Source organism: Aeromicrobium sp. (assembly GCF_047606445.1).
In the GTDB taxonomy this organism is placed as follows: domain Bacteria; phylum Actinomycetota; class Actinomycetes; order Propionibacteriales; family Nocardioidaceae; genus Aeromicrobium.
This window is the reverse complement of sequence record NZ_JASGEK010000022.1, coordinates 1-24,597: the sequence shown is the minus strand read 5'-3', so window position 1 is coordinate 24,597 and position 24,597 is coordinate 1. Positions and strand designations below refer to the sequence as shown.

Sequence of the window (24,597 nt, the reverse complement as noted above, 5' to 3'; positions counted from 1 at the left end):
CAACACGGTTATTCGGTTACTGAGCTACCTCCCACCCGTGGGAAAGGTTGCTGACGTACCTCCCGACGCTCCGTAGGGTTGCTGAGCTACCGCTCTCCGCCCGGATCATCCTCAGCCCCCTCGCTGTGCCCGGCGACCACGGAAAGCCGCGTCGGTCAGGCGACGACAGCGCGAATCAGGCGCGAAGAACCTCAGCCCAGGTCGCAGATCAGCTTGTCGTAGCCACGCAGCACCCAGGTGGGGCGGCGGGGGGCCTCGACCAGCTCGATCCGGGAGAACTGGTCCAGCAGCACGCGCAGGCTGATGCCCAGCTCCAAACGGGCGAGCGGGGCGCCGAGGCAGAAGTGGCGCCCCAGGCCGAAGCCGACGTGCGGGTTGGGGTCGCGGGACACGTCGAAGGCGTCGGCGTTCGCGAACACGGCGGCGTCGCGGTTGGCCGAGCCCATCAGGCAGGCCACCTTCTGACCGGCGCGCACCGTCGTCCCGGCGATCCGGGCGTCCTCGGTCGAGGTCCGCTCGAACAGTTGCAGCGGCGCGTCGAAGCGGATGAGCTCCTCCAGCGCGGTCGGCACGTCGACCTCGCCCGAGCGCACCCGGGCCTCCTGCTCCGGATGCGCCAGCAGCGCCACCAGTCCGTTGCCGAAGGTGTTGACCGACGCCTCGTGACCGGCGTTGAGCAGCAGCACGACCGTGGCGACCAACTCGTCGTCGGACAGCTTCTCACCCTCGTCACGAGCGGCGATGAGGTCGGTGACCAGATCCTCGCCCGGATTCCCACGCCGCTCCTCGACGACCGCGCGCACGTAGTCGGCGAACTTCACGCTCGCACGGGCGGCGGCCCGCCTCGTCGCCTCGTCGACGGCCGGCTCGTACATACGCACGATCGCCTGCGACCACGCGCGCAGCGAGACGTGGTCGTCGCGCGGGAAGCCCAACAGGTCGGCGATGACGAAGACCGGCAGCGGCTCGGCGAAGTCGGCCAGCAGATCGGCGCGCGGGCCGAGCGCCCCGGCCATCTCGGCGGCCAACGCCTCGATCCTCGGCCGCATCCGCTCGACGTGGCCGCGGCCGAACGCCCCGGCCAGCAGCCGCCGCATACGGGTGTGCTCCGGCGGCTCGTTCTCCATCAGCTGGTTGCGGTGCAGCGTGTTGAACGGCTCCATCTGCTCGGTCGGCTCATGATCGGCCCACAGCCGTCCGAAGGCGCGATGGCGCAGCACCGCGCTGACCGCGCCGTGCGTCGTGGCCAGCCACCGTTCGCTCGGCTCGTGCCAGAGCAACTCGCCGCTCGCCCGGGCGCGCGCCAACGCGGGATAGGGGTCGGCGACGAAGCCTGGATCGGTGAGATCCAGGTCGGAGGTCAGGATCACTCCGCCGAGGCTCCAGCGCGGCGCAGGTCGGAGGCGTCGAAGGCGTCCGGCAGGACCTCGCTCATCGGGCGGACGCCCGACGGCGTCTGCACCTGGAGGTCGGCTCCGCCGTTCTCCCACAGCACCTGACGGCTGTGTCCGCAGGGCGTGACCAGCTGGCCGCCCGGGCCGACGATCGCGACCGCGACGAGACGTCCGCCGCCGGTGGCGTGCAGCGCCGAGACCAGGCCGGACTCCGCGCACAGGCTCATCGCGTAGGAGGCGTTCTCGACATTGCAGCCGAGCACGACCCGGCCGTCCTCGACGAGCCCCGCCGCGCCGACTTTGAAGCCCGAGTAGGGGGCGTAGGCCCGCTCTCGCACCTCGGAGGCGTACCGCGTCAGCGCCGCCCAGTCGATCGGGTCGTCCGCGTTCTTGATCCCCAGGGCCACTATCCCGCTCCTCCACGTCGATATGGTTTTCCGTCGGCTGCGGGCATGCGCAATCGCTGCGACGCCACCGCCAACACGAACAATGTCACCACATAGGGCGTCATGCCGGTGAAGGAGGCGTCGACCGAGTCGGCTGCCAGGTACCAGACGAAGGCGCCCAGGGAGATGGCGCCGATGACCAGCGCGGCCACCGGCTCTCCCCGGCGCAGCTTCACCGCGGCGTAGGCGACCAGCAGGATCGCGATGAGCAGCAGCAGCGCGTGGACGATGGAACCCGCCCCGGACAGCAGCGCGATGCCGTCGGTGTAGCCGAACATGAGCGAGCCCGCCAGCACGCCGCTGGGCCGCCAGTTGCCGAAGATCATCGACGCCAGACCGATGTAGCCGCGGCCGCCGGTCTGGCCGGCGGTGAACGCCGACGCCGCGACCATCGCCAGGTACGCGCCGCCGAGACCGGCGAAGGCGCCCGAGATCGCGGTGGCCAGGTACTTGTAGCGGTAGACGTCGACGCCGAGCGTCTCGGCGGCCTGCGGGTTCTCGCCGCAGGAGCGCAGCCGCAGCCCGAAGGGGGTGCGCCACAGGACCCACGCGGTGAGGCCGACGAGGGCGAAGGTCAGCACCGTCAACGCCGACAGCCGGGTGGTCAGGCCGCCGACCAGGCCCGCGAGGTCCGAGACGACGAACCAGTGCTTCCCGGCCAGCGACGACGCCCCGTCGGACACCCAGGGCACGGTGAACTCCGGCGGGGTGTCGTAGCCCGACAGCTTGCGCGGGCCGCCGCCGTCGAGGTCGGTGAAGAACATCGACGCCAAGAACCCGACCGCGCCGAGGCCGATCATGTTGACGGCGACGCCCGAGATGATGTGGTCGACGCCGAAGGTCACCGTGGCGACGGCGTGCAGCAGACCGCCGATCAGTCCCATCGCCGCCGCGCCGGCCACTCCGGCCCACGCGCCGTAGTGGTAGGCGAAGAACGCCGCGCCCCACGTGCCGAGCAGCATCTGGCCCTCCAGGCCGATGTTGACGACGCCGGCGCGCTCGGCCCAGAGCCCGCCGAGACCCGCGAGCAGGATGGGGCAGGCGCCGATGATCGCCATGCGCAAGGTGCCGGGCGCGGTCATCCGGTCGACCCCGGTCCACAGCCGCACCAGGGACACGGTGACGAGGACGGCGAGCGCGACCAGCCACACGACGTGGCGGGCGAGCCGCGCGCGGATGACCTCCGGACTGACCGCCGTCGTGCTCATGCCGCGACCTCCTCTCGCTCCAACGCCCGGGAGACCCGTTCGGCCTCCGCTCGGGCGCGCCGTCGGCCGACGACCTCGTAGGCCACCACCACGGCGAGCACGATCGCGCCCTGGGTGATGTCGATGACGTCCTTGGAGACGTCGGCCCGCTGCAGCGCGTTGCTCTGGCCGGACATGAAGGCGAACAGCAGCGCGGCGAACACCACGCCGACCGCCTGGTTGCGGCCGAGCAGCGCCACGGCGAGGCCGAGGAAGCCGAGGCCGGCCTGGAAGTACTCCGGGACGCCGAAGGCGTGGACCGAGCCGAAGTAGGCCGGCATCCACACGAGTCCGGCGACGCCGCCCGACAGCGCCATCGTGACGAGCGTCATCTTCTCGACGTCGACGCCGCTGGCCCGCGCGGCGCTGGGCGACGCGCCGGTGGCCCGCAGGTCGAAGCCGAAGCGCGTCTTGGCCAGCAGGAACCAGTAGCCGACGCCCAGGATCGCCGCGAGGGTCGCCAGCGCCCACACGTCGGCGTCGACGCCGGGGAAGATCGCGAAGCCGAGCGGCTGGCTGTCGAGCGGCAGTGGGGCGGTCGCATAGGTGAGGCCGCGCTTCTCGCCGTAGGTCGTGACCAGGTAGCCGGCCATGGTGAAGGCGATGTAGTTGAGCATGATCGCACTGATGACCTCGCTCACCCCGCGGAACACTTTGAGCACGCCCGCGACGGAGGCGTAGAGCGCGCCGGCCAGCGCCGCGACCACCAGCGTGGCGAGGATGTTGAGCGGTCCGGCCACCAGGCCGCTGCCGGCGAAGAACGCGCCCGCGCAGGATCCGACGATGTACTGGCCCTCGACGCCGATGTTGAACAGGCCCATGCGGAAGCCGATCGCCGCGGCGAGGCCGGCGATGGTGAGCATCGACGCCTGGTTGACGATCGTCAGCAGCGCGCGCTCGCTCGGCATGCTGACCAGGGCGCGGAGGAAGTCGACGGCCGAGCCGCCGGAGACCACGATGACGAGGCTGGTGGCCGCGAGCGCGGCGACCACCGCCACGAGGGGCGGGACCAACGCCGCCCCGACGGATCTGAGTCGCTCGTTCATGCCCTCGTCCCTCCGGTCATGGCCTCGCCCAGGTCGCTGGCCGTCACCCGCGCCGGGTCGAAGGTCGCGGTGAGCCGTCCGCGCAAGACGACCTCCAAGCGGTCCGACAGGCCGATCAGCTCGTCGAGGTCGGCCGAGATCAACAGCACGCCCAGCCCCTCGCGGCGGGCGGCGCGGATGTGCTCCCAGATCGCGGCCTGCGCGCCGACGTCGACGCCGCGGGTCGGGTGGGAGGCGAGCAGCAGACGCGGCGAGCCGCTCATCTCACGGCCGACGATGAACTTCTGCTGGTTGCCGCCCGACAGCGCCCGGGCGCTCGTCTCGTCGCTCGGCGTGCGCACGTCGAACTCCTCGATGATGCGTCGGGAGTCGTCGCGGGCGCCGGCCTGGTCGATCAGCCCCCGCTTGGCCACGGGCTCGCGCGTCTGGTGGCCGAGCACGCGATTCTCCCACAGCGGCGCGTCGAGCAGCAGGCCGTGGCGGTGGCGGTCCTCGGGCACGAAGCCGACGCCCCGCTCGCGCACCTGCCGGGTGCCGAGCCGGGTGATGTCCTCGCCCTCGAGGCGGACCGCCCCCGCGCTGGGACGGGCCAGGCCCATGACGACCTCGACCAGCTCGGACTGGCCGTTGCCCTCGACGCCGGCGATGCCGACGATCTCTCCGGCGTGCACCCGCAGGCTGACGTCGTGCAGGAGGTCGCGGCCGCCGTCGTCGGTGAGCCGCACCTGGTCGAGCTCCAGCACGACCCGGTCGGTGACGGTCGACTCCGAGGTCTGCGGGGAGGGAAGCTGCGCGCCGACCATCAGCTCGGCCAGCTCGCGCTTGGTCGCGGTGGCCGGGTCGGCCGAGCCGACCGTCGTTCCCCGGCGCAGGACCGTGATGTCGTCGGCGATGTCCAAGACCTCGTCGAGCTTGTGCGAGATGAAGAGCACCGAGCAGCCCTGCGCGACCAGTTCGCGCAGATTCGCGAAGAGCGCGTCGACCTCCTGCGGCACCAGCACCGCGGTCGGCTCGTCGAGGATGATCAGCCGGGCCCCGCGGTAGAGGACTTTGAGGATCTCGACCCGCTGCCGGGCGGCGACGCCGAGCCCTTCGACCAGCGCGTCGGGGTCGAGGTCGAAGCCGAAGCGGTCGGAGATGGCGCGGATCTCGGCTTTGGCGGCCGCGCCGATGCCGTGCAGCCTCTCCGCGCCGAGCACGATGTTCTCGGTGACGGTGAGGTTGTCGGCGAGCATGAAGTGCTGGAACACCATGCCGACGCCCGCGGCGATGGCGTCGGTGGGCGAGCTGAAGGCGACCGGCTCGCCGTCGATGAGGATGCGCCCCTCGTCGGGCGGCTGCACGCCGTAGAGGATCTTCATCAGCGTGGACTTGCCCGCGCCGTTCTCGCCGATCAGCGCGTGCACCCGCCCAGGCTCGATCACGAGGTCGACATCATGGTTGGCGATGACGCCGGGGAAGCGTTTGCCGATCGCCTGGGCCTCGACGCGCATGCTCGTCACGGCGGCATCCTCTCGCAGATGTTCGTCTGGGAACGACGGGGGACGGACGAGGGCGGACGACTGGTGCTCCAGCCGCCCGCCCCCGGATCCTCAGATCACTTCACCTCGGACGGGACCTCGATCTCGCCGTCGATGATCTGCTGCTTGTACTCCTCCAGCGCGTCGATGGTCTCCGGAGTCAGGAAGTCTCCCGACGTGGAGTAGCCGACGCCGTCGTCGGCGAGCGTGAAGGTCTGGAAGCCCTGTGTGAACTCACCCTCGGTCAGGCCCACGATGAAGTCGTAGGTGGCCACGTCGACCCGCTTGAGCATCGACGTCAGGATGCTCGGGGCCAGCGCGTCGCCCGCGGTCAGATACTGGTCGGAGTCGACGCCGATGGCCCAGTTGCCCGAGTCTGCGGCGGCGGTGAACACGCCCTCGCCCGAGCCGCCCGCGGCGTGGAAGACGATGTCGGCGCCGTCGTCGTAGAGGCCCTCGGCCGCCGCCTGGCCGCCGGCCGGGTCGCCGAAGCCCTTCGGGTCGCTCTCCTCGATGTACGTCGAGATGACCTCGACGTCGGGGTTCGCCGCCTCGGCGCCGGCCTCGTAGCCCGCCTCGAACTTCTGGATGAGCGTGTTGTTGACGCCGCCGACGAAGCCGATCGTGCCGCTCTCGGACTGCAGCGCCGCAGCCGCGCCGACCAGGAAGGAGCCCTGCTCCTCGGCGAAGGTCAGGTAGGAGACGTTGCAGTTGACCTCCTCGTCGGGGTCGAAGCCGTCGATGACCGCGAAGGCGACGTCGGGGAAGTCCGGCGCGACCTTGTTGACCGACTCGCTGTAGGCGAAGCCGACGCCGACGATCGTGTTGTAGCCGTCCTCGGCGAAGCCGCGCAGACGCTCCTCACGGACCTCCTCGGACTCGTTCTCGGCGGCCTCGCCCTCGGTGTGCTCGACGCCGAGCTCGTCGACGGCCTTGGTCAGGCCCGCGTAGGCGGCGTCGTTGAAGGACTGGTCGCCCTGACCGCCCACGTCGTAGGCGAGGCCGACCTTGACGTCGCCCTCGATCGTGACGGGCTCGCAATCGGCGGCGGCGTCGTCGGACTCCTTGTCAGCGGCGGTGCCGCACGCGGACAGCATCAGCGCGCACGTCGCGATGGCGACGCCATAGGTGGTCACTCGGCGCACATTTCCTCCTCAGGTCGACTGCTGGCGAACGCCAGCCTGCGCCTGACTCTAAGCCCGTCCAGGTTCATCTGGGAAGGAAGACGCGCGACCGTCACACGATTGTCACGAATCAGGCGAGCGCGGCCGCGGCGAGCACCCGCGCGCCGACCGTGACGGCCCGCTCGTCGACCCGCAGATCCCCCTGGTGCAGGTCGAACGTGCGGCCTCCCGGGGTGCGGGTGCCGAGTCGTCCCATCGCCCCCGGGACGGCCTCGACGTACCAGGCGAAGTCCTCGCCGCCGAGGCTCTGCGCGGTGCTCGCGACGGCGTCGGGGCCGAGCGCCGAGCCGACCGCCCGGCGCAGCGCCTCGGTGGCCTCGAAGTCGTTGACGACCGGCGGCACGCCGCGCACGTAGAGCACGTCGGCGTCGACGCCGAAGGGGCGCACGATGTCGCCGATGAGGTCGCGCACCAGCGCCTCGGCACGATGCCAGGCGTCGGCCTCCAGCGTGCGCAGCGTGCCGGTGAGCTCGCCGCTGGCCGGGATGACGTTGGCGGCGTGGCCGGCCTGGAGCCGCCCCCACACCATCGAGACGCCCGAGCGCGGGTCGAAGCGGCGCGACAGGGCGGCGGGGAGCTGGGTGACGAGGCTGCCGAGGGCGTAGGTGAGGTCCTCGGTCAGGTGCGGGCGGGAGGTGTGCCCGCCGCGTCCGGCGAGGGTGACCGTGACCTGGTCGGAGGCGCCGGTGATGGGCCCTTCCCGCAGGCCGACCTGGCCGACGTCGAGGGAGGGGTCGCAGTGCAGCGCGAAGATGCGCGAGACCCCGGTGAGCACGCCCTGCGACAGCAGCTTCAGCGCGCCGCCGGGCATGACCTCCTCGGCGGGCTGGAAAATCAGCCGCACCCGCACCGGCAGCGGCTCGCGGCGGTGCGCCTCGGCCAGCGCCAGCGCGGCCCCGACGAGGGCGCCGGCGTGCACGTCGTGGCCGCAGGCGTGCGCGACCCCGGCCACCGTGGAGCGCCAGGCGTCGGTGGTGAGGTCGGGGATCGGCAGGGCGTCGAGGTCTCCGCGCAGGGCCACGAGCGGCCCCGCCTCCGGTCCGACCTCGGCGACGACGCCGGTGCCGGGCAGACGTCGGTGCTCGACGCCGTGCTGGTCCATCCACCGGGCCACGAGGGCGCTGGAACGCTCCTCCTCCCACGACAGCTCCGGATGGGCGTGGAGGTCGCGGCGCAGGTCGATGAGGTCGGGGGTGATCTCGTCGATCACCCGGTCGACGACCTCCAGCGGGGTGGTCATCGCGCCAGAATACGCCCGGACTGGCGAGCGTCGTCGGCGATGGACGACCATCGAGACATGACCCTCCACCTCTTCGCCGGGCTCCGCGTGAGCGATCACGACGCCGCCGCCGACTGGTACACCCGGCTGCTCGGCCACGACGTCGCGACCTTCCGGCCCAACGACCGCGAGACGGTGTGGACGCTCGGCGAGCACAGCCACGTCTACATCGAGGCCGACCCCGACCGCGCCGGAGGAGGCGTCGTGACCCTGTTTGTCGACGATCTGGACGCGGCACTCGCCACCGCTTCCGCCGGCGGACTGGAACCGAGCAGGCGGGAGACCTACGACGACGGGGTGCGCAAGGCCGTCTTCATCGATCCGGACGGCAACGAGATCGGCATGGGCGGCGCCCCCGCGTCCTGATGAGACAGGAACCACAGCACAGACGCGAGCAACCCGGCGCCCATGGCGCATCGAGCGCCTCGGCTCACGAGGCCGCCAGGCGGGTCATGATCGCGGCGGCCTCGCGCAGCACGGCGCGCTCGCGGGCGTCGAGCTCGCGCAGCCGCACGTGCAGCCAGGCGTCGCGGCGCCCGCGCTCCTCGGCGAGCACCCGCTCGCCCTCCTCGGAGACGCTGACGAGCACCTGGCGGCCGTCGTCGGGATGGGTCTCACGGCGGACGAGCCCCTCGTCCTGCAGACAGGACAGCGCGCGGGTGATCGACGGCGGACGCACTTTCTCGTGGGCCGCGATCGCTCCGGGAGTGGTCGTCCCCAGCTCGCGCAGCGTGCCGAGCAGGGACAGCTGCGAGGGCGTCAACTCCGAGTGACGCTCCTGCCGGAGCCGTCGGTTGAGCCGAGCCACCGCTGCGGCGAGTCGTTGGACGTCGGTAGGCATAGTTAGCTCAGCAAATTACCCATGCGAACTATTCCCACCCTCCCCCGAGCTCACCCCTCTGACGAGATTTGCTCCCTTATCCACCGAATCGTGAAGGCGAAACGGTGGATAAGGGAGCAAATCTGGAGAGAAGGCGACCCGTCAGCTGCCGATGGCCTCGCGGGTCAGAGCGCCCATGAGGTCGCGGTTGAGGCGGCTGATGACGTCGAGCGGGATGCCCTTGGGGCAGGCCGCCGCGCACTCGCCGATGTTCGTGCAACCGCCGAAGCCCTCGTGGTCGTGCTGCTCGACCATGCCGAGCACGCGGGAGTCGCGCTCCGGCTGGCCCTGCGGCAGCAAGCCCAGGTGGGTGATCTTGGCCGCCGTGAACAGCATCGCCGAGCCGTTCGGGCAGGCCGCGACGCACGCGCCGCAGCCGATGCAGGTCGCCGCCTCGAAGGCGTGGTCGGCGTCGGCCTTCGGCACCGGGATGTTGTTGGCCTCGACCGCCGAGCCCGTCGGCGCGCTGATGTAGCCGCCGGCCTGGATGATCCGGTCGAAGGCGCCCCGGTCGACCACGAGGTCCTTGACCACCGGGAACGCGCCCGCGCGCCACGGCTCGATGTCGATGACGTCGCCGTCCTCGAAGGAGCGCATGTGCAGCTGGCAGGTCGTGGTGACCTCCGGGCCGTGCGCGATGCCGTTGATCACGACGCCGCACATGCCGCAGATGCCCTCGCGGCAGTCCGAGTCGAAGGCCACCGGATCCTCGCCCTCGAGCGTGAGCCGCTCGTTGAGCACGTCGAGCATCTCCAGGAAGGACATGTCCGCGACCACGTCGTCCAGCTCGTAGCCGACCATCGTGCCCTTGTCGTCGGCGTTCTTCTGACGCCAGATATTGACGGTGATCTTCACTTGTAGCTCCTCGCCTTCATCTCGATGTACTCGTACTCGAGAGGCTCCTTGTGCAGGATCGGCTTCTCGTCGCCCCACTCCCAGGCTGAGACGTAGGCGAACAGCTCGTCGCGCCGCGCCGCCTCGCCCTCCTCGGTCTGGCTCTCGGCCCGGAAGTGGCCGCCGCACGACTCGGCGCGGTTGAGCGCGTCGATGCACATGAGCTCGCCCAGTTCGATGAAGTCGGCGACGCGACCGGCCCGCTCGAGCGTCTGGTTGAGCTCCTCGTTGACGCCGGTGACCTTGACGTCGCTCCAGAACTGCTTCTTGAGGTCGCGGATGAGGCCGATGGCCTTGGTCAGGCCCTCCTCGGTGCGCTCCATGCCGCAGTACTCCCACATGATGTGGCCGAGCTCCTTGTGGAAGGAGTCGACCGTGCGCGAGCCGTCGATGCTCAGCAGCTTCTCGATGCGCTCCTCGACCTCCTCGCGCGCCTTGATGACGGCAGGGTGGTCGTCGTCGACGGGCGTGAAGCCCGTGCTGCCGGCCAGGTAGTCCGGCAGCGTCGACGGCAGCACGAAGTAGCCGTCGGCCAGGCCCTGCATGAGCGCCGAGGCGCCCAGGCGGTTGGCTCCCTGGTCGGAGAAGTTGGCCTCGCCGCCGACGAACAGGCCCTTGAGGTTGCTCTGCAGGTCGTAGTCGACCCACAGTCCGCCCATGACGTAGTGCACCGCCGGGTAGATGCGCATCGGCTCGCTGTACGGGTCCTCGCCGGTGATCCGGGCGTACATGTCGAAGAGGTTGCCGTACTTGGCCTCGACCGCCGGACGGCCCATGCGGGCGATGGCGTCGGCGAAGTCGAGGTAGACGCCCAGGCCGCCGGGGCCGACGCCCTTGCCGTCGTCGCACTGGTACTTCGCGGCGCGCGAGGCGATGTCGCGGGGCACCAGGTTGCCGAAGGACGGGTAGATGCGCTCCAGGTAGTAGTCGCGCTCGTCCTCGGGGATGTCGGAGGCCTTGCGGGTGTCGCCCTTCTTCTTGGGCACCCAGATGCGGCCGTCGTTGCGCAGCGACTCCGACATCAGGGTCAGCTTCGACTGGTAGTCGCCGGAGACCGGGATGCAGGTCGGGTGGATCTGCGTGTAGCAGGGGTTGCCGAAGTACGCGCCCTTGCGGTGCGCGCGCCAGGTGGCGGTGACGTTGCAGCCCATCGCGTTGGTCGACAGGAAGTAGACGTTGCCGTAGCCGCCGGTGCACAGCACGACCGCGTCGGCGGTGTGCGTCTCGATCTCGCCGGAGACCATGTCGCGCACGACCACGCCGCGGGCGCGCTCGGTGCCGTCCTCCTCGGGGACCATGATCAGGTCGAGCATCTCGTGGCGCGTGTGCATCTCGACCGTGCCGGCGGCGATCTGCCGCTCGAGCGCCTGGTAGGCGCCGATGAGCAGCTGCTGGCCCGTCTGGCCGCGCGCGTAGAAGGTGCGCGAGACCTGCACGCCGCCGAAGGAGCGGTTGTCGAGCAGGCCGCCGTACTCGCGGGCGAAGGGCACGCCCTGCGCGACGCACTGGTCGATGATGTTCACCGACACCTGCGCGAGGCGGTAGGAGTTCGACTCGCGCGAGCGGAAGTCGCCGCCCTTGACGGTGTCGTAGAACAGCCGGTAGACGCTGTCGCCGTCGTTGCGGTAGTTCTTGGCCGCGTTGATGCCGCCCTGGGCGGCGATCGAGTGGGCGCGGCGCGGGCTGTCCTGGTAACAGAAGTTGACCACGTTGTAGCCGGCCTCGCCGAGGGTCGCCGCCGCGGCCGCGCCGGCCAGGCCGCTGCCCACGATGATGACCTTGATCTTGCGGCGGTTGGCCGGGTTGACCAGCTTGGCGTTGAACTTGCGCTCGTCCCAGCGGCGCTCGATGGGGCCGCCCGGAGCGGCGGTGTCGGCGATCTCGTCGCCGACGACGATGTAGTCGTCGATCACATCGGTCATTAGGTCAGGCCTCCAGTCCGAGCAGGATCGCCCACGGCGGCAACAGGAAGCCGATGACGATGACGAGGGTCACCACGACGGCGATGCCGCTGAGGCGGGAGTCGATGCGGTTGCTGCTGCGGTTGCCGCCCAGCGTGGTCAGAGCGCTCCAGACGCCGTGCCACAGATGGAAGCCGACCGCGAGCAGGGCGACCGTGTAGCTCACGACGACCCACCAGATCTCGAAGCCGTTGACGACCCGCTCGTAGGGGCTGTCGGACGCGCCGCCGGGGTGGATGGTGTTCGCCGTGAGGTGCAGGAGGTGGTAGACGATGAACGTCAGGACGACCAGGCCGCCCCAGCGCATCGTGAACGACGAGTAGCTGCGCTGCACGCCGGTCTTGTTCTGCTTGGAGTGGTAGCGCTTGCCGCCGACGTAACCGGCCGCCTTGCGGTTGCGGCGCCACAGCACCACCACGCAGTACACGTGCGTGACGATGGCCGCGAGCAGCACCACGCGGACGATCCACAGCAGGCCCTCGTGCGGCAGCATCGGCTCGCCGAACTCCCGCAGATGGTGGGCGTAGGCGTCGAACGCCTCCTGCCCGGCGAAAATCTTCAGATTTCCGTACATGTGCAACAGCAGGTAGCCGATCATGACCAGACCGGAGACCGCCATCAAGATCTTCAGCACCACCGTCGACCGTGTCGCGGGCGCGCGTTTCGCCTGAGATGTAGTGACCACGGCCTCACAGTAGAACGATTTGACGATTCTGGCTAAGTCTGACTGAGGTGCGCTTTCATAACCTTTGGGCATGACACACTGGCGCCGTGCAGATCCACCAGCTCCGGTACTTCGTCGCCGTCGCCCAGGCCCGGCATTTCACCCGCGCCGCCGAGCTGACCGGCGTCTCCCAGCCGAGCATGTCCAAGCAGATCCGCGTGCTGGAGAACTCCCTCGGCACCCCGCTGTTCGTGCGCCATCGCGGCGGCATCGAGCTGACCAGCGCGGGCGAGGCGCTGCTGCCGCACGCCGAGCGCATCGTCATCGGCGCCGAGGCCGCCCACGAGGCCGTGCAGGAGGTCGCCGGGCTGCGCCGCGGCCGGGTGCGGCTCGGCGCGACGCCCTCGCTGTGCGACAGCCTGCTGCCCCAGGTGCTGACCGCCTTCCACCAGCGCCACCCCCGCATCGACCTGGAGGTGCACGAGTCCGGCTCGCGGCTGCTCACCCGCGACCTCGCGCGCGGCCGCCTCGACCTGTCGCTCAACATCGTCTCGCGCCAGCCCGAGAGCGACGACCTGGTGACCACCGAGCTGCTGACCGAGGAGCTGGTGCTCGTCGGCCCTCCCGACGTCGAGCTGCCTGCGGAGGTCGGCGTGCGGGAGTTGCGCGACACCCCGCTCGTCATGGTGCGCGAGGGCTACGACCTGCGCGAGCGCACCAACGCCGCCTGCCGCCAGGCCGGTTTCGAGCCGGTCATCGCCGTCGAGGGCGGCGAGATGAGCGCCGTGCTGCGCTTCGTCGAGGCCGGGCTCGGCCGGGCGATCGTCCCGGAGATGGTCGTCGCGACCCGCCCCCACCTGTCGGTCGCCCGCCTCGTCTCCCCCACCCTCACCCGCACCATCGGCGTCGCGCACCGCGTCGAGGAGGCGATGTCGTTGGCCGCCCGCGCGTTCCGCGAGGAGCTGCTGGCGCAGTTGTTGGAGTGAGGCTGCGGATGATCCGAGCGTGGAGCGGTAGCTCAGCAACCCTACGGAGCGTCGGGAGGTACGTCAGCAACCGTTCCGGGCCCCGAAAGGTAACGGAGCAACCTTATTCACGCCACGTAAGGTCACTGCGCTACCTCCGCCTCGCTCGTAGGGTTGCTGAGGTACCTCCCCGGCGTCGGAAAGGGGGCGGACTCACCCCGGTAGGACGAAGCCGGAGCGCTCGTAGACCGTCCTCAACATCGGGACGGTCATCTCGCGGGCCTTCTCGGCGCTGGTCGCGAAGATCCGGTCGAGCTCGGCGCGGTCGTCGAGGTAGCCCTGCGCCCGCTCGCTGAAACCTCCCACGAAGTCGGCCAGGAGGTCGCCCAGCTCGACCTTGAGGTGGCCGTACTGGCGGCCCTCGTAGTCCGCGACGACCTCCTCGACCGTCTTCCCGGTCACCGCCGAGTAGATGGTGAGCAGATTGGAGACGCCGGGCTTGGCCTCCCGGTCGAAGTAGATCTCCGAGCCGGAGTCGGTGACCGCCGAACGGACCTTCTTGGCGACCTGTTTGGGGGTGTCGGCGAGGTCCACGACGCCCGCGTGCGACGCGTTCGAGCCGCTCATCTTGCGGGTGGGGTCCTGCAGGTCGTAGATTTTCGCGGTCTCCTTGACGATGTGCGCCTCGGGCACCGTGAACGTCTCGCCGAAACGGTGGTTGAACCGCTGCGCGAGATTGCGGGTCAGCTCGACGTGCTGGCGCTGGTCCTCGCCGACCGGCACCTTGTCGGCCTGGTAGATGAGGATGTCGGCGGCCATCAGCATCGGATAGGTGAACAGGCCGACGCTCGCCTTCTCCGCGCCGTTCTTGGCCGACTTGTCCTTGAACTGCGTCATCCGGCTGGCCTCGCCGAAGCCGGTCAGGCAGTTGAACACCCACGCGAGCTGGGCGTGCTCGGGCACCTGGCTCTGCACGAACAGGATGCTGCGGTCGGGGTCGACGCCGGAGGCCAGCATCTGCGCGGCGGCGATGTACGTCCGCTCGCGCAGCAGCGCCGGGTCGTAGTCGATGGTGATGGCGTGCAGGTCGGGGATGAAGTAGAACGCCTCGAACTCGTCCTGCATCGCGGCCCACTGGCGGAACGCGCCGAAATAGTTGCCGAGATGGTACGAGTCGGCGGTCGGCTGGGCGCCGGAGAGCACCCGGGGCCGCCGCGAAGGGGAGGCGTCAGACATGCCCGCCATTCTGCCTCAGCCGGACTGCTGCGCCGCCGCCCACTCGGCCACCCGCCGCGCGCTCTCGGCCTCCGACAGATCCTCGACCCGCGACATCACCGACCAGCGCACGCCGAACGGGTCGCGGATCGAGGCGAAACGGTCGCCGGAGACGAAGTCGGACGGCTGCTCGCGGACGGTGGCGCCCGCCGCGACGGCCCGCTCGACCAGACCGTCGACGTCGGCGCAGTACAGGCCCATCGAGTAGCAGTCCGACTCCCCCGCCGACGGCGGCACGAGGGCGTAGGCCGGGCTCGGCTCGCCGATCTGCAACAGGCCCTGGCCGAAGTCGAGGTCGGCGTGTACGACCACCCCGCCCATCTCGGTCACGTCGACCACCCGCGCGCCGAAGACCGAGCGGTAGAACTCGACCGCCTCGGCGGCCCGCTCGACCGCGAGGAACGGTGTCAGACTGGTGGCGCCGTGGGGGACGCCGTCGGTGGTGTGCTCTCCGGTGACCCCGCGACGGGGCGTGTTCTCATCACTCATATCCGAACGGTAGAGCGCGGGCGGCGGGCTCGGCTTGAAGATTCGCGACAGGAGGCCCGATGCGCGACGTCGAGGATCCGCGCGGCGTGCTGCGTCCGTCGCGGCTGCCGTCCTTCCACCGGATTCCGGCGCCGGACGGCCTGGCCGACCGGATCCGCTGGTTCTGGATCCCCCGCTGGTCGCTGCCGCCGGGCGAGACGTCGCGGCAGGAGCTCCTGCCGTTCCCGGCGTCGAATCTCGTCGTCGAGGCCGACGGCGTCGCGCTGAGCGGGCCCAGCACCCGGATCGCGCACCGCGACCTCTCCGGGGAGGGCTGGGCGGTAGGCGCGCTCTTGCGGCCGGCGGGGGTCGTCGCGCTCGGCGCGCGCCCCGAGGAGCTGCGAGACCGCGAGGTGGCCTTCGCCGCCCCCGACCTCCACGCCGCCGTCGCCGACGCGATGGCCGACCCCGACGAGGAGTCCGCCCGGGAGCGTGCCGTCGCCGCCTACGCGTCCTGGGCCGCCGAACACCTCCCGCCCGCGGGCGCCTTCGGCGCGCTCGCGAACGCGATGGAGGAGCTGATCGCCGACGACCGCTCGATCACCCGCGTCGACGCCGTCGCCGACCGGCTCGGCCTGTCGGTCCGGGGCGTGCAGCGCCTCGCCCGCGAGCACGTCGGACTGCCGCCGCTGGCGATCATCCGCCGCTATCGCCTCCAGGAGGCCGCGCAACGGCTGCGCGAGGACGCCTCGGCCACCGTCGCGGAGGTCGCCGCCGACCTCGGCTACGCCGACCACGCCCACCTCGCCGCCGACTTCCGCACGACCCTCGGTTTCACTCCCTCGGCCTACCGCGCCGCTGACAACCACTGACCTGTGGACGACGGCGCGCGGAAATCGCGGATGTCGCCTAGTCTCTCGCGGGTGAGTCAGATCAAGCAGTGGTTCGTGCCGGGGCGGGTCAACCTCATCGGCGAGCACCTCGACTACAACGGCGGGATCACCCTGCCGTTCGCCATCGACCGGGGCGTCACCGTCAAGGCGCGGCGACGCGACGACGACCGTCTCGCGCTGTGGAGCGACGGCGAGCACGTCCAGGTGCCGGTGGCCGCCCAGCCGGGCGAAGTCGAGGGATGGGCGGCCTATGTCGCCGGGGCGGCGTGGGCGCTGCGCGCCGCCGGACACCCCGTGGGCGGCGCCGATCTGGTGATCGAGTCGAATCTGCCGCAGGGCGCTGGCCTGTCGTCCTCGGCCGCGCTCGTCTGCGGCGCGGTGCTCACGCTGGCCGACCTCGGCGGGACCGACCTCGACCGCCACGACGCGGCGGCGATCGCCCAGCTCGCCGAGACCGACTTCGTCGGCGTGCCGGTCGGCCGCATGGACCAGCTCGCCGTGCTGCTGTCCCAGCCCGGACACGCGCTCGCCATCGACCACCGCCCCGACCCGCCGGCCACCTCCGACGTGCCCTGCGACCCGGCCGCCGCCGGACTCGCGCTGGCCGTGATCGACACCCGCACCCGGCACGCGCTGGCCTCCGGCGAGTTCACCGCCCGCCGCGCCGAGTGCCAGGCCGCCTGCGATGAGCTCGGCGTCGAACAGCTCGCCGCCGCCCCCGTCGACGCGGTGCTGCGGCTGACCGACCCGACGCTCGTCAAGCGCACGCGACACGTCATCACCGAGCAGACCCGGGCGCGCGGCGCGATCCGCGCCCTCGGCGCCGGGGCGTGGACCCAGCTCGGCGGCATGCTCTTCTCCTCACACGAGTCCCTGCGCGACGACTACGAGGTGAGCTGCCCCGAACTCGACCTCGCCGTCGAGGTGGCGCTGGAGCACGGCGCGCTCGGCGCCCGCATGACCGGGGGCGGCTTCGGCGGCGGCGTCATCGCGCTCGTGCCGGTCGAGAGGGCCGCGGGCATGGCGGCGGCGGTCGGCGAGGCCTTCGCCCGCCGCGACCTGCCCGCGCCGGTCGTCGCGCCCGTCCGCCCGTCGCCCGGTGCGACACTGGTCCGGTGACTTCTCCCAGCGCCGCGACCGCACGCATCGCCTACCAGGGCGAGCCGGGCGCCAACTCGCACATCGTCTGCCAGCAGCACTATCCGTCGATGGAGTCGGTGGCGTGCGCCTCCTTCGAGGAGGTCTTCGCGACCGTGCGCGGCGGCGACGCCGACCTGGCGATGATCCCCATCGACAACTCGATCGCCGGACGCGTCGCCGACATCCACCACTTCCTGCCCGACTCCGGCCTGCACATCGTCGCCGAGCACTTCCTGCGCATCCAGTTCCACCTGATGGCGGTGCCGGGGGCGAGCCTCGAATCGCTCCGGACGGTGCACAGCCACGTGCACGCGCTCGGCCAGTGCCGCCGGGTCATCGCCGAACACGGTCTGACCACCGTCATCTCCGGCGACACCGCCGGCGCCGCGCGGGAGATCCGCGACGCCGCCGACCCCACCCAGGCGGCCATCGCGCCGCCGCTGGCCGCCGAGATCTACGGGCTCGACGTGCTCGCCGCGGACGTCGAGGACGAGGACCACAACACGACCCGCTTCATCGTGCTGTCCCGCGAGGACGTCCAGGCGTCCGCCGGGAACGGGCCGGTGGTGACGACGTTCGTCTTCAACGTCCGCAATCTGCCCGCGGCGCTCTACAAGGCGCTCGGCGGTTTCGCGACGAACGGCGTGAATATGACGAAGCTGGAGTCGTACATGGTCGACGGGGAGTTCACCGCGACCCAGTTCCTCGCCGAGGTCGACGGCCATCCCGACGACCCGCCGGTCGCGCGGGCGCTGGAGGAGCTGGCCTTCTTCACCACCGACGTCAAGCTGCTCGGCGTCTATCCGGCCGCTCCGTTCCGTGCCACCATGGAGTCATGAGGCCCCCGTACGCGACCTGTGGAAAACATGCTCGACGTTTGAGCGTTTCTCCCTACCGTTGTCGTATGACCTCTACCACATATCCGCACAAGATCAGCCAACTCGACCAAGATGTCATCGCGATCTACGAGATCCTCGCGTCGCTCGAGACCTGGGCCGACGTCGCCGACGAGCGCTTCAACCGCTTTGAGGAGAAGTTCCGCCAGGTCGACGATCAGTTCCAGAACGTCAACGCGCGCTTCGACCAAGTCGACCACCGCTTCGATCAGGTCGAGGCTCGCCTCGACAAGATCGAAGACCGACTCGACCGAGTGGAGGCGCGACTCGACCGAGTGGAGGCGCGACTCGACCGGGTGGAGGCTCGCCTCGACCGAATCGAAGACCGCCTCGACCGCGTGGAGGCGCGACTCGACCGAATCGAGTCCGACGTCGCCGAGCTGAAGACCACCACCGCCGCCATCCTGCGCCTGCTGGAGGAACGGTTGCCCGCGCGTGAGTGAGCCGGCGCTGACCTGGCCGCTCAGCGTGCCGGTGCTGACCGACGGCGAGGTGGTGCTGCGCGCCCACACCTCCGCCGACCTCGACGCGATGACGGTCATGTGCCAACGACCGGAGGCGAGCCGCTACACGACGATCCCGGCCGACTACACCCGTGAGGCCGCCGAGGACTACGCGCTGAACGTCGTCCCCGCCGACTGGGACGCCGGACGGACCCGCGTCTGGGCGGTCGAGTCGCCGCACGGCGCCGGCCCCAGCCGGTTCGCCGGCCAGATCAGCCTCGGATCAGGCAGAGCTCCCGAGATCGGCTTCATCCTCCACCCCGACGCCCGGGGCCGTCAGGTCATCTCGAACGCGGTCCGTCTGCTCGTCGACTGGGCTTTCACCGAGGGCGGCGCGGAGGCGGTCCGTTGGAAGGCGGTCGTCGGCAACACCGCCTCGCTCCGTGTGGCCCACGCCTGCGGCTTCCAGCTCGTCGCCGCCGTCCCGTCGCTGCTCGACCACCCGGCGGGCGTCTTCGACGGCTGGACCGCCGTGCTGCGCTTCGGCGAGCCCCCGTACCCCCGCACCCCCTGGCTGGAGCCGGTCGGGCTCGTCGGCGGCGGCGTGCGGCTCCGGGAGTTGCGCGTGAGCGACGCGCCCCGCATGGCCGAGGCGTGCGCCGACCCCGAGACCCGCCACTGGTTCGCGAACCTGCCCCCGGCGCCCACGCCCGCCGTCGCCGAGAGCATGGTGCACGAGTCGGTCTGGCTGGCCGCACGCGGCGAGCAGCTCAGCTGGGCGGTCGCCGACGAGGCCGACGACCGGCTGCTCGGCTACCTCAGCGTCGCCGACCTCGCGCACAGCCGCCACACGAGCGGCGAGCTCGCCTACTGGACCCACCCCGACGCACGGGGCCGGGGCGTCATGAGCGCCGCCGTCGCCCTCGCCGTCGGCCACGCCTTCGATCCGGACGGCCTCGGCCTGCGCCGGCTCAGCGCGGCCGCCGCCCCCGGCAACGCCGCCAGCCTGCGGATCATCGAACGGGCGGGGTTCACGCCCACTGGACGGGTCACCGGCGTCGAGCCGCTGGGCGACGGCACGTGGTCGGACCTGCTGGAGTTCGAGCTGCTGGCGTGAGACCGCTCACACCATGGTTGCCGATGGCACATAGGTCGGCGGCAACCGTCACACTGGGTCGGTGACCGACACCCGCGACCCCGCCACCGGACTGCCCGCCGACTACCGCCCCTGGCCCGCGCTCTGGGCCATGGTCGTCGGCTTCTTCATGATCCTGCTCGACAACACGATCGTGTCGGTCGCGACCCCCGACATCATCACCGAGCTGCGCACCGACGTCACCGCGGGCATCTGGGTCACCAGCGCCTACCTGCTCTCCTACGCGGTGCCGCTGCTCGTCACCGGCCGCCTCGGCGACCGCTTTGGCCCGAAGCGGATCTACCTGATCGGCCTGGTCATCTTCACGCTGGCCTCTCTGTGGTGCGGCCTGACCGGCTCCATCGGCGGGCTCATCACCGCCCGTGCAGTCCAGGGCGTCGGCGCGTCGATGATGACGCCGCAGACGATGGCCGTCATCACCCGCACCTTCCCTGCGGCCCGGCGCGGCGCCGCGATGACGCTCTGGGGCGCGACGGCCGGCGTGGCGACCCTCGTCGGCCCCATCTTGGGCGGCGTCCTGGTCGACGTGGCCGGCTGGGAGTGGATCTTCTTCATCAACGTGCCCGTCGGCGTCGTCGCCTTCGTCTTGGCCTGGCGGCTCGTGCCGACGCTGCCCACCCACAACCACTCCTTCGACCTCGTGGGCGTGGCGTTGAGCGCGGTCGGCATGTTCGCGCTGGTCTTCGGCATCCAAGAGGGCGAGCACTACGACTGGGGCACGATCTCCGGCGTGCTCAGCGTCCCGCTGCTGATCGGCGGCGGCCTCGCCGTGTTGGCCGCCTTCGTGTGGTGGGAGTCGCGGACGCGGTCGGAGCCGCTGGTGCCGCTCGGACTGTTCCGCGACCGCAATTTCGCGGTGGCGAACGTCGGCATCGCGCTCGTGTCGGCGGCGATCACCTCGATGAGCCTGCCGTTCATGTTCTACGCCCAGGGCGCGCGCGGCTGGAGCCCCATCCAGGCGGGCCTGTTCATGCTGCCGATGGCCGTCGTGATGATGGTCTTGTCGCCCATGGCCGGCCGGGTCGTCGACCGGGTCCACCCGCGCAGCGTCACGCTCGTCGGCTTCGCCGCTGCGGCGCTGTCGATGGGGTGGAGCGCCTTCCTCATCGCCCCGGACACCGCCCCGTGGAAGCTGTTGGTCCCGATGGCGCTGTTCGGCGTGGCGAACGTCTGCCTGTGGGCTCCGCTCGGCGCGACGGCGACCCGCAATCTGCCGATGGCGGCCGCCGGAGCCGGGGCGGGCGTCTACAACGCGACGCGGCAGGTGGCGGCGGCCCTCGGCAGCGCGGCGGTCGCGGCGCTCATCGGGGCGCGGCTGTCGGCCCACGGGTTGGAGGGGTCGGCCGACTCCTTCCAGACGTCCTCCGCGCCGATGCCCGCCGTCGTGCAGGAGCCGTTCACGCAGGCGATGGCCGAGTCCTACGTCCTGCCGGTGGCCGCCTTCGCCGTCGGCCTGGTGGTGGTGCTGTTCTTCCGCGCGCCGACCCACGAGCGCGGCTGAGCGTCGAACCCTCTCGGAGGAAAGGCCTACCTCGCCCCGGCTACCGCAATGGCCCTCGCCCATTCTTCAAGGGTCGGAACAGCCACCTCGATCTCACGAAGGCGGGCGAGCAACCCCTGCGAGAACATCTGAATAGCCTTGTTCAGCGGCAGTCGGGACCACAGCGACGTGGAGAACAGGAGGTCAGAGGCAGACTCGAATGTCTCAACCTGAATGTCTTCGAGTCCTGCTTCGCGAGCGATGCTTCTCATATCGAGCGCAGGCTGTTGTGGAGCATCGACGAACATCACGGCGCGTTGGAGACCCGCCTCGGCGCAACTACGAGCGAAACTCGAAAGATCGATGCGCGAGACAGCCTTACCTCGGACCTCGACCGCAAGAACCACCTTCGAGTCGTTGAACGCGTGGACATCTCCGGGCACGTCACGAGAGGGATCATTGATCCGGCGGGTCTTGACCTCGTCGAAAAGAAGATCCAGGCAAGCAGCGGCAAACGCCTGCAGACGCTGGGGACGATCATCGGCGTCGTATCGCAGAAAGTCCGCGACGGCGACCCGCGCGCCCACGGAAGTCAATCCGCCAGCCTCGACCTTGATCTTCTGTGCCTTCGCGTTGACTTCCAGGGCTACCTTAAGGAACGAGGCGAGAGCAAGTTTCGCTTCGTCAGACGAGAGTTTGTCAGCGCGCTTCGCAATGTCGAGGAAGTGGTTGAAGTCATCCGCATGACGCACACGATCGATCTTGTCAATTCGGTCATAGCGGAAGAACGGCTGGTTATTCAGGGGCTCTCTGCCGGTGTTCCTGATGGAGAAATCGTGTTCCAGCGCAGCGGGGACCACGACCTTGTGCCCAAGCCCGCGAAGACTGTAAGCGTTGGGGTTGCCGACCTCTGCCTTGATGCTAAGCGCGTCCACACGCTCGTCGGTCGCTTTGGCAAGGAGGAGTGTGGCAAAGGCAGGCGTCCAAGTCTTGTGCTCAAGAGCGAAGACAGTCCTAGCGTGGCTCACCCACTCGACGGGCAGAGGAAAACCAGCCTGGGCCACCGCGAGTGCTTCGAGGAGAACCTGTTCGGCAACGACGTAGTCGATCTTGACCGGCATGACAGAGCCTTTCCCGGCTCTCCTGCGACGAGGTCAGGCAACCAGAGCCGAACGTTTCGACGACCGAATCAACTTGTCCTCACGGTCGTTCTCAGCGTCAAGGTACCCGAGTTGGAGGCTCAGCGCTCGCAGCACTGCCTTCCCCAACTCGAGCGGAACGGCGTTGCCAAGCTGTCGCTGAATATCCGCACGGCCACCAATCACTCGGAAGTCGTCGGGGAAGGTCATGAGACGAAGCAGTTCTGGTACACGGAGGCGACGCGCCCTCAACTCACCTTCCTCATTGGGAAGGTTCTCCCAGTGGAATGGGCCTACATAGGGACCTGGCTGCGCCTGGAGAGTCGAACTCGGCTTATCATACGCCAGGCGGAGCAAGAAAGTCCAATAGCGAGACCGCCACTCGAACACGTCCCGCCCTCCGTAGCGAGGAGTATGCCAAAGGTAGTTCTGTCCGCCTGGGATCTCGACCGCAAGTTCGCCGAACTTGCCCTCGACCAACTCCCCGGGCTCCGGAGAGGTCCGAAGTCCAGCGAAGGCCTCACCTGCGGTGACATGCGGCGGCTTCGCCGTATCCCAGGTTCTTGTCGTCTCGCTCGGTCCCGCATGAGTAGGCTCGGGGAACCTGAAGGCTTGGCCGTCCCTTCGTCCGACGATAAAGACACGCTTGCGAAGCTGTGGCACCCCGTAGTCAGCCGCGAGAAGAACCTTCCACTGAGGGTTGTAACCAAGTTCGGCGAAAGCGGCAAGGAGTTGCTTGAAGTGCTCCTGGTGGGTTTTGTAAGTGAGCGCCTGAACGTTCTCGAGCACGAAGGCTTCAGGCTTGGCCTGCGCGACGACGCGCACATATTCTTCTAGAAGCGAGGCATTGGGGTCTCTCGACTCACGCTTCTCAGCAAGCCAGAACCCCGATTTGGAGAACGGCGTGCAGGGAGGCCCGCCGATCACGATCGCAGCGTCTCCTTCAGCCAAGGAGCCAGCTCGCAGAAGCTCCGCCGTGGGAGTCTGCCGTATGTCGCCTGGGACGAGAGCCGTCGACCGGAGGTTCAACGCAAGCGTGTCGAGAGCCTGGGGCTCGTAGTCTGTGGCCACGGCGACCCGAAGCGGCCCCGCCATCGCTGCGACAGGTGCCGCGAGCGGCGCGTCGGCGACTCGTTCGGCCGCCATGTCGAGTCCACCAGCGCCGGAGAACAAACTGATGACAGGCAACTGGCCGTCCGATGTCATGCGTGTTCTCCTCAGCGTTGGGGTGTTTTCGAGTGTACAAACAGCCTCGGACACTCAAGGGCGACGGAGAAAGCTTCGTCACGCGCCGCGTGATGAGCCTTAGAGGTTCCGCAGATAGGTGCGCGTCGTTGACGTGATGCAGGCACAAGCACCGGTAGGAAATTGAGGTGTCGAAGTCTCGTTCTTCCCCACGAGGTGCCTGTGCCTGCTCTGCCATCATTCATCATCGACCCGTTGCGGGGCCAGTTCGCCGCGCTGTCACCTGAGCGTGAGGTGTTCCATCCATTGGGATGTCACCGGCCGCGTATCCCCGACAGGGTGGTGTTCGACAAGCTCGTCCAGGTCCTCGTCCTGGGCGCGGCCTACGACAAGATCGCCGACCACACATGCTCGGCGACCAGTATCCGTAACCGTCGTGACGAATGGATCGCCGCGGGCGTGTTCGAACGGCTCGAGCAGATCTGTCTGGACGCCTACGACCAGATCATCGGCCTCGACCTGGACGACGCAGCCGTCGACGGCTGCGTCGTCAAAGCCCCCTGTGGCGGCGAGGCCGCCGGGAAATCCCCGGTAGACCGGGGCAAACAGGGCACCAAGCGGTCCCTGATGACCGAAGCGACCGGTATTCCAATCGGCTGTGTGGTCGCACCGGCGAACCGGCACGACTCGCCCTTCCTGCGCCCCACACTGGAAAAGCTCGGCCGCTTCAACGAGGGCCTCGGGGTCGGGCTGCCCAACCGCGTCACCGTCCGCCTCGACGTCGGCTCCGACAGCAAGACCACCCGCGAACTGCTCGACGAGCTCGGCTGCGACGGCGTGATCAGCATCAAGGGATTCCCACTCCAAGCCGGCGCCCGCCGGGTCGTCGAGCGCACCAACTCCTGGCACAACCGGGGCTTCAAGAAACTCCACATCTGCACCGAACGACGCGCCCGGGTCATCGAAGCGTTCATCGCCCTCGCCAACACGATCATCATCATCCGCCGCCTCATCCGCATCGCCTGGACCACCCACCGCTGGG

24 protein-coding genes are annotated in these 24,597 nt (G+C 69.7%); 9 read left to right on the top strand and 15 right to left on the bottom strand.

The window, feature by feature from the left end:
* Positions 1-191 precede the first annotated feature (191 nt).
* The 7 genes from QM621_RS05790 to QM621_RS05760 all read right to left on the bottom strand — a co-directional run bounded on the left by QM621_RS05790 (position 192) and on the right by QM621_RS05760 (position 8,077).
* Positions 192-1,370 (bottom strand): cytochrome P450, encoded by a 1,179-nt coding sequence (locus tag QM621_RS05790; RefSeq protein ID WP_414989413.1) that lies wholly within the window; start codon positions 1,368-1,370, stop codon positions 192-194.
* Entirely contained in the window at positions 1,367-1,801 is a 435-nt protein-coding gene (locus QM621_RS05785) for a cytidine deaminase (RefSeq protein ID WP_414989412.1), read from the bottom strand. Before QM621_RS05785 ends, QM621_RS05790 begins: the two co-directional genes overlap by 4 nt.
* The gene (locus tag QM621_RS05780) at positions 1,801-3,048 is read right to left on the bottom strand and encodes an ABC transporter permease (RefSeq protein ID WP_414989411.1); all 1,248 of its coding nucleotides are present in this window, start codon (positions 3,046-3,048) and stop codon (positions 1,801-1,803) included. Before QM621_RS05780 ends, QM621_RS05785 begins: the two co-directional genes overlap by 1 nt.
* Positions 3,045-4,133: an ABC transporter permease gene (locus QM621_RS05775; protein ID WP_414989410.1), complete on the bottom strand. Its 1,089-nt coding sequence runs from the start codon at positions 4,131-4,133 to the stop codon at positions 3,045-3,047. Before QM621_RS05775 ends, QM621_RS05780 begins: the two co-directional genes overlap by 4 nt.
* Positions 4,130-5,626, bottom strand: coding sequence for an ABC transporter ATP-binding protein (locus tag QM621_RS05770; protein WP_414989429.1), 1,497 nt, complete (start codon positions 5,624-5,626; stop codon positions 4,130-4,132). Before QM621_RS05770 ends, QM621_RS05775 begins: the two co-directional genes overlap by 4 nt.
* Positions 5,627-5,730: 104 nt before the next feature.
* A complete protein-coding gene (locus QM621_RS05765; RefSeq protein WP_414989409.1) occupies positions 5,731-6,798 on the bottom strand; it encodes a BMP family lipoprotein in 1,068 nt (355 codons plus the stop codon).
* A 109-nt stretch (positions 6,799-6,907) separates the two neighbouring features.
* Positions 6,908-8,077, bottom strand: coding sequence for an amidohydrolase (locus tag QM621_RS05760; protein WP_414989408.1), 1,170 nt, complete (start codon positions 8,075-8,077; stop codon positions 6,908-6,910).
* A gap of 57 nt (positions 8,078-8,134) precedes the next feature.
* Between QM621_RS05760 and QM621_RS05755 the strand changes: the two genes are divergently transcribed.
* Positions 8,135-8,482, top strand: coding sequence for a VOC family protein (locus tag QM621_RS05755; RefSeq protein ID WP_414989407.1), 348 nt, complete (start codon positions 8,135-8,137; stop codon positions 8,480-8,482).
* Between the two features lie 64 nt (positions 8,483-8,546).
* Here the strand turns inward: QM621_RS05755 and QM621_RS05750 are convergent, their stop codons facing one another.
* The 4 genes from QM621_RS05750 to QM621_RS05735 form a co-directional block, all read right to left on the bottom strand.
* Complete coding sequence (locus QM621_RS05750; protein WP_414989406.1) at positions 8,547-8,957, bottom strand: MarR family winged helix-turn-helix transcriptional regulator; 411 nt, start codon at positions 8,955-8,957, stop codon at positions 8,547-8,549.
* A 141-nt stretch (positions 8,958-9,098) separates the two neighbouring features.
* Complete coding sequence (locus tag QM621_RS05745; RefSeq protein WP_414989405.1) at positions 9,099-9,851, bottom strand: succinate dehydrogenase/fumarate reductase iron-sulfur subunit; 753 nt, start codon at positions 9,849-9,851, stop codon at positions 9,099-9,101.
* On the bottom strand, positions 9,848-11,812 hold the full coding sequence (locus tag QM621_RS05740) for a fumarate reductase/succinate dehydrogenase flavoprotein subunit (RefSeq protein WP_414989404.1): 1,965 nt from the start codon (positions 11,810-11,812) through the stop codon (positions 9,848-9,850). Before QM621_RS05740 ends, QM621_RS05745 begins: the two co-directional genes overlap by 4 nt.
* Positions 11,813-11,816: 4 nt before the next feature.
* Complete coding sequence (locus QM621_RS05735) at positions 11,817-12,536, bottom strand: succinate dehydrogenase cytochrome b subunit (RefSeq protein WP_414989403.1); 720 nt, start codon at positions 12,534-12,536, stop codon at positions 11,817-11,819.
* A gap of 86 nt (positions 12,537-12,622) precedes the next feature.
* On the opposite strand from QM621_RS05735, the gene QM621_RS05730 reads away from it, so the two are divergent.
* The gene (locus QM621_RS05730) at positions 12,623-13,501 is read left to right on the top strand and encodes a LysR family transcriptional regulator (protein ID WP_414989402.1); all 879 of its coding nucleotides are present in this window, start codon (positions 12,623-12,625) and stop codon (positions 13,499-13,501) included.
* A gap of 192 nt (positions 13,502-13,693) precedes the next feature.
* Here the strand turns inward: QM621_RS05730 and trpS are convergent, their stop codons facing one another.
* The gene (gene trpS, locus QM621_RS05725; protein ID WP_414989401.1) at positions 13,694-14,716 is read right to left on the bottom strand and encodes a tryptophan--tRNA ligase; all 1,023 of its coding nucleotides are present in this window, start codon (positions 14,714-14,716) and stop codon (positions 13,694-13,696) included.
* Positions 14,717-14,731: 15 nt separating this feature from the next.
* Positions 14,732-15,244: a VOC family protein gene (locus QM621_RS05720; protein ID WP_414989400.1), complete on the bottom strand. Its 513-nt coding sequence runs from the start codon at positions 15,242-15,244 to the stop codon at positions 14,732-14,734.
* A 59-nt stretch (positions 15,245-15,303) separates the two neighbouring features.
* Between QM621_RS05720 and QM621_RS05715 the strand changes: the two genes are divergently transcribed.
* The 6 genes from QM621_RS05715 (at position 15,304) to QM621_RS05690 (ending at position 21,252) form a co-directional block, all read left to right on the top strand.
* Positions 15,304-16,095, top strand: a complete 792-nt coding sequence (locus QM621_RS05715; protein WP_414989399.1) for a helix-turn-helix domain-containing protein — start codon at positions 15,304-15,306, stop codon at positions 16,093-16,095.
* 51 nt (positions 16,096-16,146) lie between these two features.
* Complete coding sequence (galK, locus tag QM621_RS05710; protein WP_414989398.1) at positions 16,147-17,235, top strand: galactokinase; 1,089 nt, start codon at positions 16,147-16,149, stop codon at positions 17,233-17,235.
* On the top strand, positions 17,232-18,095 hold the full coding sequence (locus QM621_RS05705) for a prephenate dehydratase (protein ID WP_414989397.1): 864 nt from the start codon (positions 17,232-17,234) through the stop codon (positions 18,093-18,095). Before galK ends, QM621_RS05705 begins: the two co-directional genes overlap by 4 nt.
* A 65-nt stretch (positions 18,096-18,160) precedes the next feature.
* Positions 18,161-18,595, top strand: coding sequence for a hypothetical protein (locus QM621_RS05700; RefSeq protein WP_414989396.1), 435 nt, complete (start codon positions 18,161-18,163; stop codon positions 18,593-18,595).
* Complete coding sequence (locus tag QM621_RS05695) at positions 18,588-19,712, top strand: GNAT family N-acetyltransferase (RefSeq protein WP_414989395.1); 1,125 nt, start codon at positions 18,588-18,590, stop codon at positions 19,710-19,712. Before QM621_RS05700 ends, QM621_RS05695 begins: the two co-directional genes overlap by 8 nt.
* 130 nt (positions 19,713-19,842) lie before the next feature.
* A complete protein-coding gene (locus QM621_RS05690) occupies positions 19,843-21,252 on the top strand; it encodes a DHA2 family efflux MFS transporter permease subunit (protein WP_414989428.1) in 1,410 nt (469 codons plus the stop codon).
* Positions 21,253-21,278: 26 nt separating this feature from the next.
* On the opposite strand, the gene QM621_RS05685 is transcribed toward QM621_RS05690, so the two are convergent.
* Entirely contained in the window at positions 21,279-22,352 is a 1,074-nt protein-coding gene (locus tag QM621_RS05685; protein WP_414989394.1) for a restriction endonuclease, SacI family, read from the bottom strand.
* Between the two features lie 33 nt (positions 22,353-22,385).
* Positions 22,386-23,576 carry a DNA cytosine methyltransferase gene (locus QM621_RS05680; protein WP_414989393.1) on the bottom strand — a complete coding sequence of 397 codons (1,191 nt, stop codon included), beginning with the start codon at positions 23,574-23,576 and terminating at the stop codon, positions 22,386-22,388.
* A 201-nt stretch (positions 23,577-23,777) separates the two neighbouring features.
* Between QM621_RS05680 and QM621_RS05675 the strand changes: the two genes are divergently transcribed.
* Positions 23,778-24,597, top strand: an 820-nt coding sequence (locus QM621_RS05675; RefSeq protein WP_414989392.1) for an IS5 family transposase, incomplete at its 3' end; no start/stop codon positions are given.